This is a genomic window from Arthrobacter dokdonellae (assembly GCF_003268655.1).
In the GTDB taxonomy this organism is placed as follows: Bacteria; Actinomycetota; Actinomycetes; order Actinomycetales; family Micrococcaceae; genus Specibacter; species Specibacter dokdonellae.
The window spans coordinates 59293-74632 of sequence record NZ_CP029642.1 but is presented as its reverse complement, the minus strand read 5'-3'; the positions used below and the strand labels follow the sequence as shown (position 1 = coordinate 74632).

The 15340-nt window shown below is 66.9% G+C and carries 14 protein-coding genes; 13 read left to right on the top strand and 1 reads right to left on the bottom strand.

The annotated features are described in order from the left end of the window. Window positions 1-141: 141 nt before the first annotated feature. The 13 genes from DMB86_RS00355 (at window position 142) to DMB86_RS00295 (ending at window position 12613) form a co-directional block, all read left to right on the top strand. Window positions 142-1026, top strand: coding sequence for an ABC transporter ATP-binding protein (locus DMB86_RS00355; RefSeq protein WP_113719225.1), 885 nt, complete (start codon window positions 142-144; stop codon window positions 1024-1026). A gap of 1 nt (window position 1027) precedes the next feature. Then, window positions 1028-2248 carry an ABC transporter permease gene (locus tag DMB86_RS00350; protein ID WP_113716059.1) on the top strand — a complete coding sequence of 407 codons (1221 nt, stop codon included), beginning with the start codon at window positions 1028-1030 and terminating at the stop codon, window positions 2246-2248. Window positions 2249-2251: 3 nt separating this feature from the next. Further along, window positions 2252-3661 carry an MFS transporter gene (locus DMB86_RS00345; RefSeq protein ID WP_227878518.1) on the top strand — a complete coding sequence of 470 codons (1410 nt, stop codon included), beginning with the start codon at window positions 2252-2254 and terminating at the stop codon, window positions 3659-3661. 34 nt (window positions 3662-3695) lie between these two features. Continuing rightward, on the top strand, window positions 3696-4415 hold the full coding sequence (locus DMB86_RS00340) for a sirohydrochlorin chelatase (protein WP_227878517.1): 720 nt from the start codon (window positions 3696-3698) through the stop codon (window positions 4413-4415). Between the two features lie 193 nt (window positions 4416-4608). After that, window positions 4609-6372, top strand: coding sequence for a nitrite/sulfite reductase (locus tag DMB86_RS00335; protein ID WP_113716058.1), 1764 nt, complete (start codon window positions 4609-4611; stop codon window positions 6370-6372). Beyond that, window positions 6369-7112 (top strand): phosphoadenylyl-sulfate reductase, encoded by a 744-nt coding sequence (locus tag DMB86_RS00330; RefSeq protein ID WP_113716057.1) that lies wholly within the window; start codon window positions 6369-6371, stop codon window positions 7110-7112. The genes DMB86_RS00335 and DMB86_RS00330 overlap by 4 nt, the downstream gene beginning before the upstream one ends. Continuing rightward, window positions 7109-8056 (top strand): sulfate adenylyltransferase subunit CysD, encoded by a 948-nt coding sequence (gene cysD, locus DMB86_RS00325; protein ID WP_113716056.1) that lies wholly within the window; start codon window positions 7109-7111, stop codon window positions 8054-8056. The genes DMB86_RS00330 and cysD overlap by 4 nt, the downstream gene beginning before the upstream one ends. Next, window positions 8056-9444 carry a sulfate adenylyltransferase subunit 1 gene (locus tag DMB86_RS00320; RefSeq protein ID WP_113716055.1) on the top strand — a complete coding sequence of 463 codons (1389 nt, stop codon included), beginning with the start codon at window positions 8056-8058 and terminating at the stop codon, window positions 9442-9444. Before cysD ends, DMB86_RS00320 begins: the two co-directional genes overlap by 1 nt. Before the next feature lie 393 nt (window positions 9445-9837). Next, window positions 9838-10308, top strand: coding sequence for an urea transporter (locus DMB86_RS21565; protein ID WP_171814319.1), 471 nt, complete (start codon window positions 9838-9840; stop codon window positions 10306-10308). Window positions 10309-10336: 28 nt separating this feature from the next. Further along, window positions 10337-10666, top strand: a complete 330-nt coding sequence (locus tag DMB86_RS00310; protein ID WP_113716053.1) for a PadR family transcriptional regulator — start codon at window positions 10337-10339, stop codon at window positions 10664-10666. A 2-nt stretch (window positions 10667-10668) separates the two neighbouring features. Continuing rightward, window positions 10669-11034 (top strand): DUF1048 domain-containing protein, encoded by a 366-nt coding sequence (locus DMB86_RS00305; RefSeq protein ID WP_113716052.1) that lies wholly within the window; start codon window positions 10669-10671, stop codon window positions 11032-11034. Window positions 11035-11057: 23 nt separating this feature from the next. Next, the gene (locus DMB86_RS00300) at window positions 11058-11855 is read left to right on the top strand and encodes an ABC transporter ATP-binding protein (RefSeq protein ID WP_113716051.1); all 798 of its coding nucleotides are present in this window, start codon (window positions 11058-11060) and stop codon (window positions 11853-11855) included. After that, on the top strand, window positions 11852-12613 hold the full coding sequence (locus tag DMB86_RS00295; RefSeq protein ID WP_113716050.1) for an ABC transporter permease: 762 nt from the start codon (window positions 11852-11854) through the stop codon (window positions 12611-12613). The genes DMB86_RS00300 and DMB86_RS00295 overlap by 4 nt, the downstream gene beginning before the upstream one ends. Window positions 12614-12799: 186 nt before the next feature. Here the strand turns inward: DMB86_RS00295 and DMB86_RS00290 are convergent, their stop codons facing one another. Next, window positions 12800-15289, bottom strand: coding sequence for a DUF222 domain-containing protein (locus DMB86_RS00290; protein ID WP_113716049.1), 2490 nt, complete (start codon window positions 15287-15289; stop codon window positions 12800-12802). Window positions 15290-15340 lie beyond the last annotated feature (51 nt).

The following is a 15340-nucleotide window of genomic DNA, read 5'->3' as shown; positions in this document are numbered from 1 at the left end:
GCGGAGCGGCCAATCCGACAGGCCGTCGGGCGCGCCCATCCCGCGGGCCGCCGGGGGACGCCATCGGCCGTGAAATGTCGATACGCTGGACAAATGGACAACGCAGTTGCGAAACCACTCATTCACATCAGGGATTTTCGCATGCAGTTTGGCGAAACCACCGTCATCGACGGACTGTCCTTTGATGTGGCCCGCGGTGAGACGTTTGGCTTTCTCGGCAGCAACGGCAGTGGAAAGACGACGACGATCCGGGCCCTTCTGGGCATCTACCGTCCCACGTCCGGGACCCTGGAGATCAACGGCCGCGTGTTCAGCGACGACTATGGGGCGCGGCTGGGGTACCTGCCGGAGGAACGGGGACTGTACAAAAAGGAGTCCGTCCTGGACGTCATGACGTACTTCGGACGGCTCAAGGGCCTGACCAAGGCGGATGCCCAAAGATTTTCCCGCGACTACCTGGACCGGGTGGAGCTGGCGGACAAGGCTGATGTGCGCGTGGACAAGCTCTCCGGCGGCCAGCAGCAAAAGATCCAGCTGGGCGTGACCATCATGAACGAGCCGGAGCTGCTGATCCTGGACGAGCCCACCAAGGGCTTTGACCCGGTGAACCGCAGGCTGTTGATGGACCTCATTGAGGAGAGAAAAAAGGCTGGCGCCACCGTCATGATGGTCACGCACCAGATGGAGGAGGTGGAGCGGCTGTGCGACCGGATCATCCTGCTCAAGGACGGAAAGTCCGAGGCCTACGGCACGATTGACGAGGTGCAGAACCAGTTTGGCGGACGCACCGTGCGGCTGAAGTGCAGCGGCACGGTCCCGGAATCGCCGCGATACAGGGTGGTGCTGCAGGAAACCAACTATGCGGAGCTGGCGCTGGACGACACCGCGGATGAGGCGGACGTGCTGCGGGACCTGGTCAGTTCCGGCCTGCAGGTGCGCAGCTTCGTGGCGGCCAAACGGAGCCTGGACGACATCTTCATCCAGGTCTACGGCGAGAAGGCCGCGGCTGAAACGGCGGTGAAGTAACATGGCGCGGCACAACCTGGGCACCGTGGTGCAGTTTGAATTCACCCGGACCATCAAGAAGCGGCGCTTCTGGATTGCGACGCTGGCCATCCCGGTGCTGCTGGCCATCGTCTTTGGGCTGGTGTTCGCCAGCAGCTCCAACACCAAGACCCTGACCGAGGCGCAGAAGAACGACAAGCTCAGTTTCACCTACACGGACGCCTCCGGGCTGCTGGATCCCGGCATAGCCAAGGCCATGGGAGGTGCGGTGGAGACCTACCCGGGCTCCGCCGTCGAACGTGTGAAGGATGGCAGCCTCAACGCCTACTTCAGCTTTCCGGCCAACCTCAGCCAGGAGCCGGTCAAGGTCTACGGCGCGGACCAGGGCATTTTCAAGAACGGCAGCTATGAGGCCGTGGCCCGGCAGCTGCTGGTCCTCTCCGCCCAGGAAAAGGTGGGCTCGGCGGAGGTGGCGGCCGCAGTGCAGGGCAAGTTCAGCACGGAGACGGAGACGTTCAAGGGCGGGCAGGTGTCCGGCGGGCTGGAAACCGTGGTGCCGCCGCTGCTGTTCCTGGTGCTGTTCTACGTGGTGATCATCCTGCTGGCGAACCAGATGCTGGCCTCCACGCTGGAGGAAAAGGAAAACCGGGTCACGGAGATGATCCTCACCACGCTGAACCCGACCACGCTGGTGGTGGGCAAGGTGATCTCGCTGTTTCTGGTGGGTGCGGTGCAGGCCGTGGTGTTCGCCGCCCCCATGGTCATTGGCTACGTGTTTTTCCACGACCAGCTCTCCATGCCCAACTTTGACCTGACGCACCTGCAATTCCAGTTTTGGCCCATGCTGGTGGGCGCCCTGCTGTTCACGGGCGGCTTCATCCTGTTCACGGGAGTGCTGGTGGCGATTGGCGCGGTGATGCCCACGGCCAAGGACGCGAGCACGGTGTTTGCGCCGGTGATGATCCTGATGTTCATCCCGTTCTACATTGTGACCATGGTGGTCAGCGACCCCGGCAACATCATTGTGCAGATCTTCACGTTCTTCCCGTTCACGGCTCCCATCACCGCCATGCTGCGCAACGGCTTCGGCTCGCTGAGCGCGGTCTCCGCCGCAGTGGTGATTGCCGAACTGTTCGTCTTTGGCCTGCTGGCGCTGCGGTTGGCGGTGCACTTGTTCCGGTACGGTTCCATCGAATACTCGCGCAAGCTCTCCCTTCGGACCGCGTTCGCCAGAAAGGGCTGAGCCGTGCAGCGGCGCGTGCTGTGGGTGGCCATCCTGGCCTCCTTTGTGGCCTTCCTGGACGGGGCCATCGTCAACGTGGCGCTGCCGGCCATGGACCGCGAGCTGGGCGGCGGGATCACCACGCAGCAGTGGGTGGTGGATGCGTACCTGCTGGCGCTGGGCTCGCTGATCCTGATTGCCGGCTCCCTGTCCGACACCTTTGGCCGGGTGCGGATCCTTCGGGCAGGGCTGCTCATCTTTGGCGCCGCCTCGCTGGCCTGTGCCGTGGCGCCCACCGGGCTCCTGCTGATCCTGGCCCGCTGCGTGCAGGGGGCCGGGGCGGCGCTGCTGGTGCCGAGTTCGCTGGCGCTGATCACCTCCACCTTCAGCGGACCCGCCCAGGCCAAGGCGATTGGCTCGTGGACGGCCTGGACCGGCACCGCCTTCCTGGCCGGCCCGCTGCTCGGCGGCCTCCTCGTGGACTTTGCCAGCTGGCGCTACATCTTCGCCATCAACGTCCTGCCCATTGCCGCCACCCTGTTGCTGTTGCGGGGTCTGGCGCTGCCAGTTCCCACGTCCAAGGACGCCCCGCCCAAGAACGTCCTTCCCAAGGACGACGCCGGGGCTGCCGCCGGCTCCCGGGGGCGGGTGGACGTCCCGGGGGCGTTGCTGGCGTCTGTCGGACTGGCTGGCACCGTCTTTGCCTTGATTGAGCAGGACCGCCTCGGCTGGGGCAACCCCGCCGTGGTTGTGCCGCTCGTGGTGGGGCTGGCCGCGCTGGCGGTGTTCCTGTGGTGGGAGCACCGATCGAGCGCACCCATGATGCCGCTGGCCCTGTTCCGGATCCGCAACTTTGGCATTGGGAACATGGCCACCACGTTCATCTATGCAGGGGCATCGTTGGGAGGGCTGATGATGGTGCTGTTCCTGCAGGAGGTGGCAGGGCTGCCGGCGGCCCTGGCCGGGCTGGCGTCGATGCCCACGGCCGTGATCCTGCTGCTGCTGTCCGGCCCGTTTGGCACCCTGGCCGGAAAATACGGGCCGCGGCTGTTCATGGCCGTTGGGCCCATCGTGGCTGGCTCGGGGTACCTGTTGATGGCAACCACTTCGCGCCCGTTCAACTTTTGGCTGCAGATCCTGCCGGGCCTGTTCGTGTTCTCCGTGGGCATGTCCATGACCGTGGCGCCCCTGACGGCGGCCATCCTGGGGGCGGTGCCCACGCGACAGAGCGGAATTGGTTCGGCCATCAACAACGCCGTGTCCCGGGTCGCGGGCCTGATGGCGGTGGCGTTGGCGGGCGTCATGCTTGGTGGCATCCTGGACTTTGGTTCGTTCCGGCGCATCGTGGTGATCACCGCGTGCATGTTCATGGCCGGCGGCATCATTTCGGCGCTCGGGATATCGAACAAGTCAGCCGTCGGTGGCGTACATTGATTCCGGACAGCAAGGAACTTTGGGAGGAGCGCCCGTGGGCGAGGACAGCACTGGCGCACTTGAGGGAGCGGAATCGGTCCTGATCGCCTGCGCGCACGGCACCAACAATGCCGAGGGCCGGGCCCGGATCAACCAGCTCCGGGCCGACATTGCTGCGCTGCGGCCCGGGCTGGTGGTCCTGGAAGCCTACGTGGATGTCCAGGAGCCGTCGCTCCCCGCGGTCGTGGCGGGACTGCCCGCGGGGGTGCGCGCCGTCGTCGTTCCGCTCCTGCTGACGGTGGGCCACCATGTCCAGGTGGACATTGCCCGGGCCGTTGAAAGCAGGCCCGGATCGCTGGCCGCGGTGCCGCTCGGGCCGGACCCGCGCCTGGCCGGGCTGCTCCACGAACGGCTGGGCGAACTGCCGGAGCGCTGGGGTGTTGTGCTCGCGGCGGCGGGGTCATCCCGGCCCGAGGCCGCCGAACAGGTGGAGGTGCTGGCGGCGGACCTGGCCGTCCGCCGGCCCGAAACCATCCTGGCAGCCTACGGTGCGAGCGCCGAACCCTCCGTTCCCGATGCCGTGGCGCAGCTGCGCGCCAAGGGTGCGGCCGGCGTCGCGGTTGCCTCCTACCTGCTGGCGCCCGGCTACTTCCACGACCAGCTGGGCAAGGCGGGCGCGGACAGCGTCAGCGAACCGCTGCTGCCCTCGCCGCTGCTGGCGCAGCTGGCGCTGGAGCACTTTGACGCTGCAGTCCTGCGGAGCGTTGCGGCGTAACCCTGTGCCACGTCAGAAGTGGCGCACCGTGACGCCATAACCGTGCGCACGAGCAAAGTGCCCGGCGTCGTGGGTGGAAAGGCGGCCAAGCACAGCCGCCGGCGAAACGGGGCACGTGACGAAATATTGCCTAAGGTGAACCCGCGTTGCACCCGGTGACGGCCACCCGTGGGAGGCGACCTAGGCTCGTTTCATGACACAGACAGCTCTGGCCGGAGCAGCCGCCGAGGCCGCCACCGATTCCGCCGAGGCGCCTGCAAAGGGCCGACCCGCCCGCCCCCGTCCCGCCGCCAAGCCGCACGGGCAGTGGAATGTTGACGGCAAGGCGCCGCTGAACCCCGTGGAGGCCTGGAAGCAGGAGGACGACGGCCTGTCGGTGCGCCACCGCATCGAGACCATCTACTCCAAGCAGGGCTTTGACTCCATCAGCGACGACGACCTGCACGGCCGCTTCCGCTGGTGGGGGCTGTACACGCAGCGCAAGCAGGGGATCGACGGCGGCAAGACCGCCTCCCTGGAACCGCACGAACTTGAGGACAGCTACCTCATGATGCGCGTGAGGACCGACGGCGGCAAGCTCACCACTGAGCAGCTGCGCGTCATCGGCCAGATTTCCGTCGACTTTGCCCGCAACACGGCCGACCTGACCAACCGCCAGAACATCCAGTTCCACTGGATTGAGGTGGAAGACGTGCCGGAGATCTGGCGCCGTCTCGAGGCTGTGAGCCTGCAAACCACCGAGGCCTGCGGCGACGTGCCGCGCGGCATGCTCGGTTCCCCGGTGGCAGGCATAGCCAAGGCGGAGATCATCGACCCCACCGATTTCCTGCAGGAAATTCGCGACCGCTTCATCGGCAGCCCGCAGTTCTCCAACCTGCCGCGCAAGTACAAGACGTCCATCACCGGCTATCCGGACCACGACACCATCCACGAGATCAACGACATCTCCTTTGTCGGCGTGCGCCACCCCGAACTCGGCCCGGGCTACGACCTGTGGGTGGGCGGCGGGCTCTCCACCGCCCCCCGGCTGGCGCAGCGGGTCGGCGTGTTTGTGCCGCCGGAGGACGGGCCGGCCGTCTGGGAGGGAGTCACCAGCATTTTCCGCGACTACGGCTACCGGCGCATGCGCAATAAGGCACGGCTGAAGTTTCTGGTGGAGGACTGGGGTGCGGAAAAGTTCCGGCAGGTCCTCGAGGATGAATACCTGGGCCGCAAGCTGCCCGACGGCATCGCCCCGCCCAAGGCCACTGTCAATGGCGACCACGTCGGTGTCCACGAACAGAAGGACGGCAAGTTCTTCATCGGCGCCGCCCCGTATGTGGGCCGCTTCTCCGGCACGCAGATGCTCGCCCTGGCGGACCTCCTGGAAGCCCACGGCTCCCACCGCCTGCGCACCACCCCACTGCAAAAGATCATCTCCCTGGACATTTCCCAGGACAAGGTTGAGGCAGTGGTGGCCGGGCTGGAGGAGGTCGGGCTGTCCGCACGCCCTTCAGTCTTCCGCCGCAACACCATGGCCTGCACCGGCATCGAGTTCTGCAAGCTGGCCATCGTCAACACCAAGGACACCGCGATCGACGTCATCGGCGAGCTCGAGGTGCGCCTCGCGGACCTGGTCGACGCCGGCGTGCTGGGTGATCCCATCACGCTGTACCTCAACGGCTGCCCCAACTCCTGCGCCCGCATCCAGACGGCTGACATCGGCCTGAAGGGCATCGTCGTTCCCACGGACGACGGCGGCACAACAGGAGGCTTCCAGGTCCACCTGGGCGGCGGGCTGTCCTCGCACAACCGGGAAGAAGCCGGCCTGGGCCGCACCGTCCGCGGGCTGAAGGTAGCCATTGCCGACCTGGCCGACTACGTGGAGCGCGTCATCCGCAGCTACGCCGCCAACAAGCTCCCGGAAGAGACCTTCGCCGAATTCGCACACCGCGTGGACGAGGAGCTGCTGAAATGACGGAGACACAAGCCGCTGTCGCGGCCGATGCCGCCACGGGACTGCGCCCGCACGACGAGCTGAAGGCCCTGGCCGAGGCTGGCGCCGCGGAACTGGCCTGGGATGCGTCCGCCAAGGACGTCATCGCCTGGGTGGCGAAGAACTTCGCCACGGGGGCGGCCGCCGTCGCCTGTTCCATGGCCGACGCCGTGCTGCCGGCACTCGTGGCCGACCAGCTGCCCGGGGTGGACGTCCTGTTCCTCGACACCGGCTACCACTTTCCGGAGACCTACGCGACGCGCAACGCGGTGGCCGAGAACCTGCGTGTGAACGTCGTCGACGTGCTGCCGGAGCACACCGTGGCGCAGCAGGATTCGCTGCTGGGCAAGAACCTTTTCGCCCGCGACCCCGCCCAGTGCTGCGCACTGCGCAAGGTGGAACCGCTGCACCGCACCCTGCAGGGCTACGAACTGTGGTTCACGGGAGTGCGCCGGGACGAGGCGCCCACCCGCACCAACACTCCGTTGGTGGTGTGGGACGAGAAGAACGGCCTGGTCAAGGTCAACCCGGTCGCCACCTGGAGCTACGAGGAGCTGATCGGCTACTCAGAGGACAACCTCCTGCCCGTGAACCCCCTGCTCAGCCAGGGATACCCGTCCATCGGCTGCGCACCCTGCACCAACAAAGTGGCCCCCGGCGCCGACCCCAGGAGCGGCCGCTGGGCCGGAACCTCCAAGACAGAATGCGGACTACACGTATGAGCACCCAAGTGACTGAAAACCCGGTGATTGAGCCGGCCGGCATGACTGTCGGAACCCTGGACTCCCTGGACCTGCTCGAATCCGAGGCCATCCACATCATCCGAGAGGTCGTGGCCGAATTCGAGCGCCCCGCGCTGCTGTTCTCTGGCGGCAAGGACTCGGTGCTGATGCTGCACCTGGCCACGAAGGCGTTCTGGCCCGGCAAGGTTCCGTTCCCGGTGCTGCACGTGGACACGGGGCACAACTTCCCGGAGGTCATCGAGTTCCGCGACCGCACGGTGGAGCGCCTGGGCCTGCGCCTTGAAGTCGGGTCCGTGCAGGAGTTCATCGACCGCGGGGAACTGGCCGAACGGGCTGACGGCACCCGCAACCCGCTGCAGACGGTCCCGCTGCTGGACGCCATTGCGCGCCACCGGTTCGACGCCGTGTTTGGCGGCGGCCGCCGGGACGAGGACAAGGCCCGCGCCAAGGAGCGCATCCTGTCCCTGCGCGACGAGTTTGGCCAGTGGGACCCACGCAACCAGCGCCCGGAATTGTGGAACCTGTACAACGGCCGCCACACCGTGGGGCAGCACGTGCGCGCCTTCCCGATCAGCAACTGGACGGAGCTGGACGTATGGCGGTACATCGCCCGCGAAAACATCGAACTGCCCGGCCTGTACTACGCCCACGAACGCGAAGTGTTTGAGCGCGACGGCATGTGGCGTGCCGTGGGCGAGGTGTCGCGGCCGCGCCCCGACGAGGACGTCGTCATCAAGCAGGTGCGCTACCGCACCGTGGGGGACATGTCCTGCACCGGCGCCGTGGCCTCCAACGCCACCAGCGTCCACGACGTGGTGCGTGAAGTTGCCGCCTCCACCCTGACCGAACGTGGCGCCACCCGGGCCGATGACCGCATCTCCGAGGCAGCCATGGAAGACCGCAAGAAGGACGGCTATTTCTAATGAGCGCAACAAATACTTCGGTGGTCGAGACCCCGCTGGCCCACGGTACCTTGTTCCGCTTTGCGACGGCCGGTTCCGTCGACGACGGCAAGTCCACCCTGGTGGGCCGGCTGCTGCACGACTCCAAGGCCATCCTGGCCGACACGCTCGACGCCGTGACGCGCACCTCGGCGGACCGCGGCTTTGGCGGCGAAGGAGGGAGCGGGCAGAAGATCGACCTGGCGCTGCTGACCGACGGCCTGCGTGCCGAGCGTGAGCAGGGCATCACCATCGACGTCGCCTACCGCTACTTCGCCACTGACCGGCGCAGCTTCATCCTGGCGGACTGCCCCGGACACGTGCAGTACACCAGGAACACGGTGACGGGCGCGTCCACCGCGGATGCCGTCGTCGTCCTCATCGACGCCCGCAAGGGGGTGCTGGAGCAGACGCGCCGGCACCTGTCCGTGCTGCGGCTGCTGCGGGTGCCGAATGTGGTGGTCGCGGTGAACAAGATCGACCTGGTGGACTACAGTGAGGCGGCGTTCCGCGCGATTGAGGCGGACGTGCAGTCCGTGGCCGCGCAGATCGGCGTCGCCGACCTGTTGGTGGTGCCGGTGTCCGCGCTGGAGGGCGACAACGTGGTGACGCGCTCCGCCCACACGGGCTGGTACACGGGCCCGAGCCTGCTGGACATCCTGGAGACCCTGCCCACCACTGACGAGGTAGAGCGCGGGCTGGAGCCGTTCCGCTTCCCCGTCCAGCTGGTGGTCCGTCCGCAGGGGGCGCTGGCCCCGGAGCTTTCAAACGCGGACGACGCCGGTGCCTCCTTCCGCGACTACCGCGCCTATGCGGGGCAGGTGGCGTCCGGCTCAGTGGCAGTGGGTGATGAGATCACGGTCCTCCCGTCCGGCACGAAGGCCTCCGTGACGGGCATCGATTTCGCCGGCCGGCCCCTGGAGCGGGCCGTGGCGCCGCAGTCCGTTTCACTGCGCCTGAGTGAGGAGATTGACATTGCCCGTGGCGACGTCATCGCCGCCCGCGGCACCTTTGGCGAGGTCAGCCAGGACCTGTATGCGGAACTGTGCTGGCTCTCCGCCAAACCCTTGCGCGAAGGGGCCAAGGTGTTGATCAAGCACGGCAGCAAGACAGTGCAGGGCCTGGTCCGCGCCGTGACGGGAAAGCTGGATCTGGAGACGTTTGAGCTGGGTGCCGCGTCCGGGCTGGAGCTGAACGACATTGGCACGGCGCAGATCCGCCTGGCGTCCGCGCTGCCGATCGAGAGCTACGCGCTGCACCGCCGCACCGGCGCGTTCCTGGTGATCGACCCGCAGGACGGGAACACCCTCGCCGCCGGCCTGGTCAGGGACCACCCCGGCGACCACGAGGACGAACGCTACGTGATCTAGCCCTTCCGGCGATTGAGCTCGTCCTCTGAGGTTGAGCCTGTCGGCTTCCCGGCCGGATGCCAGGGTTTCACCGGCACCAACGAGACAGCGCCCTGGAGGAGTCGAACGCAGCTGTCAAGTCACCGCGCGGAAGCTGCGCATTTTTGGGGCGTAAGATTTTCGGATGCCACAAAAACAGCTGGCCCTCCGCCGCCCGGGGAATGACTGGCTGGGCCATGGCACGATCACCTTGTTATTTGGCGTCCCCCAATCTTCTTTCAGACCAAGGCCGTCCCGGGGGCTGCTGGTCCTGGCCGCATTCGTGGTCGCCAGCTGGCAGATGGCGCTCCTCGTCGTGATCGGAAGCGTCGGCTCATCGGTGGCTGGGCTGTTGTTGCGGTTCCGGCCAGCGAGGTGCGTAACGGCCATCAGGGTTTTTGTGGGGCGCTGGCCCGGGCCTTCCGTTCCCGCCACCGGGAGCTGATCGACAACGTGGCAGTTGGGGCCCTGATTCTGCTGGCCCTGTTCGCCGCCCACTGGAAAGTGGGGCTCGCGGCGATGCTGGGAAGCGTGCTGCAAAGCCTGCTTGTACTGCTGTTGCACGAGGACGCCGTCAGCCTGGGCCGGGGAATGCTCGGCTATCCGGGGGCCCTGTGCTTGCCTGCCCTTTTACGCTACTCGTCCAGGACCTGCATGGCGTGTCCACGTGGCCGTAGGTCATCAGCACTTGGGTTCTGCTGGTCGTGGCCCGCTTCATCCCCGGGCTCAAGCGCGCCTGACGCGTTGGTGACGTGCGCACCCGGCGGGAAACGCCGTCGTACTTTAATTTCTCCTTGGGGGGTGTTGCATCCTCACTACTTAACGCTACTATGTACCAGTAGCTAGTAACACTGGGTAGTGGAAGGAGCGTCAATTGGGCAAACAAATGACGGAGATGCTCAAGGGCACTCTCGAGGGGATCGTCCTGGCCATCCTGTCCGTGCAGCCCGCCTACGGATATGAGATCACGACGCGGCTGCGGGAACAGGGCTTTACGGACATCGCCGAGGGCACCGTCTACGCCCTGCTCGTGCGGATCGAACGGAACGGGCTGGTCGAGGTGGAGAAGGTTGCGTCCGAGAAGGGGCCGCCGCGCAAGGTGTACTCCCTCAACGCACCCGGGCGGCAATATCTCGAGGAATTTTGGACAACATGGGGCTTTCTGGCCGAGAGGCTGGGACAGCTCAAGGATGAAGGGCAGTAACAATGGCAAAGAATTGGATCGAGCTGGTCACCGGCTCGCTGGAGCAAAAGAAGCAATACCGGCAGTACAAGGCGCGCGTCAAGGTGCTTCCGGAGAACTACCGCACGGCCATCGAGGCGCTGGACCGGTACCTGATGTATTTCGGGTCGATTACCAAGGGGGACACCCTGGTGACGATGCTGGAGGATCTGCTCGATCTCTTCGAGCAGAGCGTCGCGGACGCCACCCCGGTCCGGGCGATCGTGGGGGAGGATCCCGTGGAATTCGTGGAGACATTCCTGGCGAACTACTCGGAGGGTCAGTGGATCAACAAGGAGCGGAAGCGGCTGGTCGACGCCATTGACCGCGCCGCCGGCGGCGAGCCGTAGGGCCAAGGGGAAAGGACACCCAGATGGAAACCACCAACGTCAAGGCGCCTGTGATCCGCGTGCGGGGTCTGGAGAAGTCGTACAAGGATTTGCAGGTGCTGCGCGGCGTCGACTTTGACGTGGCACAGGGGAGCGTATTTGCCCTGCTCGGCTCGAACGGTGCGGGCAAGACCACGGTTGTGAAGATCCTTGCCACGTTGCTCAAGGCCGACGCCGGCGCTGCCACGGTCAACGGCTTCGACGTCGCCACCCAGGCCGCGCACGTGCGTGAGTCGTTCAGCCTCACGGGGCAGTTCGCGGCGGTCGATGAAATCCTCACCGGCCGCGAGAACCTGGTGCTGGTCGCCAAGCTGCGGCACGTCAAGGACCCGGGCGCCGTTGCCGATGAATTGCTGGGACGGTTCTCGCTCGCCGACTCCGGCAGCAGGAAGGTATCAGAATACTCGGGCGGCATGCGCCGGCGGCTCGACATCTCGATGAGCCTGATCGGGAATCCGCCGGTGATCTTCCTCGACGAGCCGACCACCGGACTTGACCCCCAGGCGCGGCTCGAGGTGTGGCAAGCCGTGCGGGCACTCGCGGCGCACGGCACCACGGTCCTGCTCACCACGCAGACCCTGGACGAGGCCGAACAGCTGGCCGACAGGATCGCCATCCTGCACGGCGGCAGGATCATCGTCAACGGCACCCTTGCCGAGCTCAAGGCGTTGCTGCCGCCGGCCAAGGTTGAATATGTCGAGAAGCAGCCGACACTCGAGGACGTCTTCCTCGCCCTCGTCGGGGAAACCAGCAAGGCCGAGGCAACTAAGGACCAGCCATGAACACGCACTTCTTTGGCGACACCGCCGTCCTGCTGGGACGGTCCCTGCGCCACATCACGCGCAGCCTGGACACGATCATCACCACCACCATCATGCCGATCGCTTTCATGCTGTTGTTTGTGTACGTACTTGGCGGGGCCATCAAGACGGGCACCGGCAACTACGTCAACTACCTGCTGCCGGGCATCCTGCTGATCACGATTGCCTCGGGCATCTCCTACACGGCATTCCGGCTGTTCCTGGACATGAAGGGCGGAATCTTCGAGCGGTTCCAGTCCATGCCTGTCGCGCGATCGTCCGTGCTGTGGGCCCACGTGCTGACGTCGTTGGTTGCCAACCTGGTCTCGATCGTCGTTGTGGTGCTGGTTGCCCTGATCATGGGCTTCCGTTCGTCCGCCGGGCCGCTGGCCTGGATTGCCGTGGGCGGCATCCTGATGCTGTTCACGCTGGCGCTGACGTGGATCGCCGTCATCCCCGGTCTCTCCGCGACCTCGGCGGACGGCGCGAGCGCGTTCTCCTACCCGATCATCCTGTTGCCGTTCATCAGCTCCGCGTTCGTGCCCACCGCCACCATGCCCGGACCGATGCGCTGGTTCGCCGAAAACCAGCCGGTCACTTCCATCGTCAATACGGTAAGGGACCTGTTCGCGCAGCAGCCGGTGGGAAACAGCATCTGGATCGCCCTCACCTGGTGCGTCGGCATCCTTATTGTGGCCTATATCTTCGCCATGGCGGCGTATCGGAAGAAGATTGCCTAGGTGGAGCGTCGCGGACACGACTCGATGCGGTATAACTAAGGTGGTTGGGACTGTCGAATCCGGTGGCCGGTCTGCGATCTCTGCGGGGGCGTCGCGCCCAGGGTCCCGGTGGTTGGGTCTGTCGAAAGCCGGTGGTTGGGTCTGCCGGTAATCCGGGGGGTGGGTCTGTCAGTAACCCGGGGTCTGTCAGCTGTCGGGCGGGTTGTTGTTGTTGGGGTGTTTGAAGTTGTAGTCGAGGAGGCTTTCGAGGGGGCTTTGACTTAGGTCGATCCGGGGCGCCGGGCCGGTTGTGGGGCTGTTTTTGTGGTGGCTGGGGTTTTTGGCGAGGCGTTTTTTGAGCCATTTGGGGTAGGCCGGTGGCTGGGTGTCGCGGGGTGTGGGGGCGTGGTATTTGCCGGTGGGCGAGGTCCAGCCCACGCGCCCGTCGGCGGTGGTGCAGGGCTTCCAGCCGCGCAGCTTGATCCCGGCCCGGTCCGGGTCCCGGTCCTGGCGGTAGCGGCCGTGGCGGTCCTTGTCGTCACGGAAGTGACGCAGCGCGTGATGGAGGCGGCAGCCCGGGTGGGTGTTGGCCCTGGTGGTGGGCCCGCCCTGGCCGTAGGCGATGACATGGTCGATGTCGGCGGTGATGGCCGGGTTGGTGCAGTTCGGGAACGAACACGTCTCGTTCAACGCCCGCAGCAGGGTTTTCTCGGCTTCCCGCAGCCGGTACCGTTCCGGGGCCAGCTCCGCCAGGGGCACGTTGGTGACGGGATCGGTGAGCACGCGCAGGAACGCCCCGGCGTTCTCCAGGAGCCTGCGGGCGGTTTCCTCCGGGATCGGCCCGTGCCCGGCCAGCTGCGCCGGTTCGTTCGTGGCTCCGAGCAGGCCCAGGACCGGGACCGTGATGATCACCTGCGCGCCCGGCAGCGGAGGCCCGGTGATCGCCGCCCCGTTGCGGGCGGCCTCGAGCTGGTCCAGGTAGTCCTGCACGGGATCCTCCAGCAACCCGTCGACCACCCCGTCCACCAGGGCGCCGGCAAGCCCGGCGACCAGCTCCCCAATCATGCCACCGGTGACACCGGAGCCGCCGCCCGTGCCGCCGTTGGTGGCTCCATTCGTGCCGCCGCCCGGGACGGAACCGTCCCCTCGGGCATGACCGTCCCGCATCACGGAGCCTCCGACCGTGCTGCCGGTGCCGGATGCCGTGCCGGTGCTGCCGGTGCCGGGTGGGGTGTCGGGGCAGAGGGTTCCGGTCAGGGGGATGTTTTCCGGGTTGGTCTCCCAGGCCCTGGCGCGGGCGTCGGCGTCCCGGGTCAGGGGCCCGATCACTTCGTGCGAGGGCCCGTGGGCCCAGTCCGGGACCACGTCCACCAGCGTCAACCCGGTATACCGGCCCTCTTCCATCGGGGTGGGGCTGGTGATGGTGTACATGTCCAGGATCTGGCCCGAGAACGGGTCGCTGATGAACCGTGCACCCACGTACGGGCCGCCGACAGGCCCGCCATTGCGGCCGCCGGCCACAGTGTGGCTGCCGTCCGGAGCGCCAGCGGCGCCGCCGGCATTGTTTCCTCCGGGCCCGTCGTGGCGGGTGTTGCCGTTGCTTCCGCCGGTGCTGCTTGAGCCGCCGTTGCTCCTGTCGCTGTCTGCGCCGGTCGTGCGGTTGTCGCTGTTGCTGAGCCCGGCGGTGGTTCCGCGGGTGGTTCCGGCGTTACTGTCGCTGTCGCTGAGCCCGCCGGTGGTTCCGCCGTTGGTTCCGGCGTTGCTGCCGCCGGTGGTGTTGGTGGTGCCTTCGTTGGTGGTGGTGGGGAGGGGTTGGTTTAGGAGGAGGAGGGTGGCGGTGTCGGCTTGGAGTTGGCCGGGGGTGCGGTGTTCGTCGGGGCCTTGTTGGGTCCGGGCGAGGCGCGTGCATTGGACGTAGGCGCCCTGGGCTGCCGGGGCGGGGATGTGCAGGGTCAGCCAGGACATGCCGTCCTTGCCCGGTTCGAGGGTGAGGGAGCGTTTGGCGATGGCCTGGCGGGTGCGGGTGGTGAGGGTTTCCGGGTGCAGGCCCTCGCGCATCCGCCGGGCCCGGGAGGCGAACCCGCCGGCGGTGGTGCCCGGCGCGGCGGCGAGCAGGCGGGCTTCGAACGCGGTGATGTCGGCCGGGGCCAGGGACGGGGTTTGGGCCAGGGTGCCGGTTTCACCCAGGACCGTGCACGCGTGCCGCCAGGACAGGGTGCCGGTTTCCAGGGCGGTGAGGGTCTCGGGGTGGTGGGCGAGCAGTTCCACGGCCTGGCGGGCCAGGGCGGCCGCGCTGCCCTGGGCGATGCACAGGGTCGTGGCGATCTCGGCGGTCGCGGAGGCTTCGCCCAGCCCGGCCTGCCACGGGTCCAGGGCCACCGCGGCCGATTCGACGGCGGCGGCGGCCAGGTGGCGGGCGAGCAGGGCCGCCTTCAACGCCGCGGTCCTCCCCTCCAGGACCCGCACCGCGGCCAGGGCGGCGATGGTGGCGTCCTGCACGGTGCGCGCGACCTGGACCCGCGAGGCCGGTTCCGGCTCCGGGACCGGGTGCCGGGTGTACGCCGGCAGCCCGGCCAGCCCGGGCGTGTCGGGGCCGAAGGGTTCAATGGAGGGAAGGGACACGGCGGCGATGAGGGCCGCCACATCCGCTGTGGCGGGAACTCCCCCGCTGCCGGGGCCGCTCTCCGGCCTGTCCATGACACCAAGCCTACGCCCTATATACCACACTCTCAATAGTTTCTAGAACAT

Excerpts from the sequence above, each read along its gene's own strand:
- DMB86_RS00320 (WP_113716055.1), top strand. The coding sequence starts at position 8,056 with ATGAGCGCAACAAATACTTCGGTGGTCGAGACCCCGCTGGCCCACGGT.
- DMB86_RS00290 (WP_113716049.1), bottom strand. The coding sequence starts at position 15,289 with ATGGACAGGCCGGAGAGCGGCCCCGGCAGCGGGGGAGTTCCCGCCACA.
- DMB86_RS00330 (WP_113716057.1), top strand. The coding sequence starts at position 6,369 with ATGACGGAGACACAAGCCGCTGTCGCGGCCGATGCCGCCACGGGACTG.
- DMB86_RS00335 (WP_113716058.1), top strand. The coding sequence starts at position 4,609 with ATGACACAGACAGCTCTGGCCGGAGCAGCCGCCGAGGCCGCCACCGAT.
- DMB86_RS00300 (WP_113716051.1), top strand. The coding sequence starts at position 11,058 with ATGGAAACCACCAACGTCAAGGCGCCTGTGATCCGCGTGCGGGGTCTG.
- DMB86_RS00305 (WP_113716052.1), top strand. The coding sequence starts at position 10,669 with ATGGCAAAGAATTGGATCGAGCTGGTCACCGGCTCGCTGGAGCAAAAG.
- DMB86_RS00295 (WP_113716050.1), top strand. The coding sequence starts at position 11,852 with ATGAACACGCACTTCTTTGGCGACACCGCCGTCCTGCTGGGACGGTCC.
- cysD (WP_113716056.1), top strand. The coding sequence starts at position 7,109 with ATGAGCACCCAAGTGACTGAAAACCCGGTGATTGAGCCGGCCGGCATG.
- DMB86_RS00350 (WP_113716059.1), top strand. The coding sequence starts at position 1,028 with ATGGCGCGGCACAACCTGGGCACCGTGGTGCAGTTTGAATTCACCCGG.
- DMB86_RS00355 (WP_113719225.1), top strand. The coding sequence starts at position 142 with ATGCAGTTTGGCGAAACCACCGTCATCGACGGACTGTCCTTTGATGTG.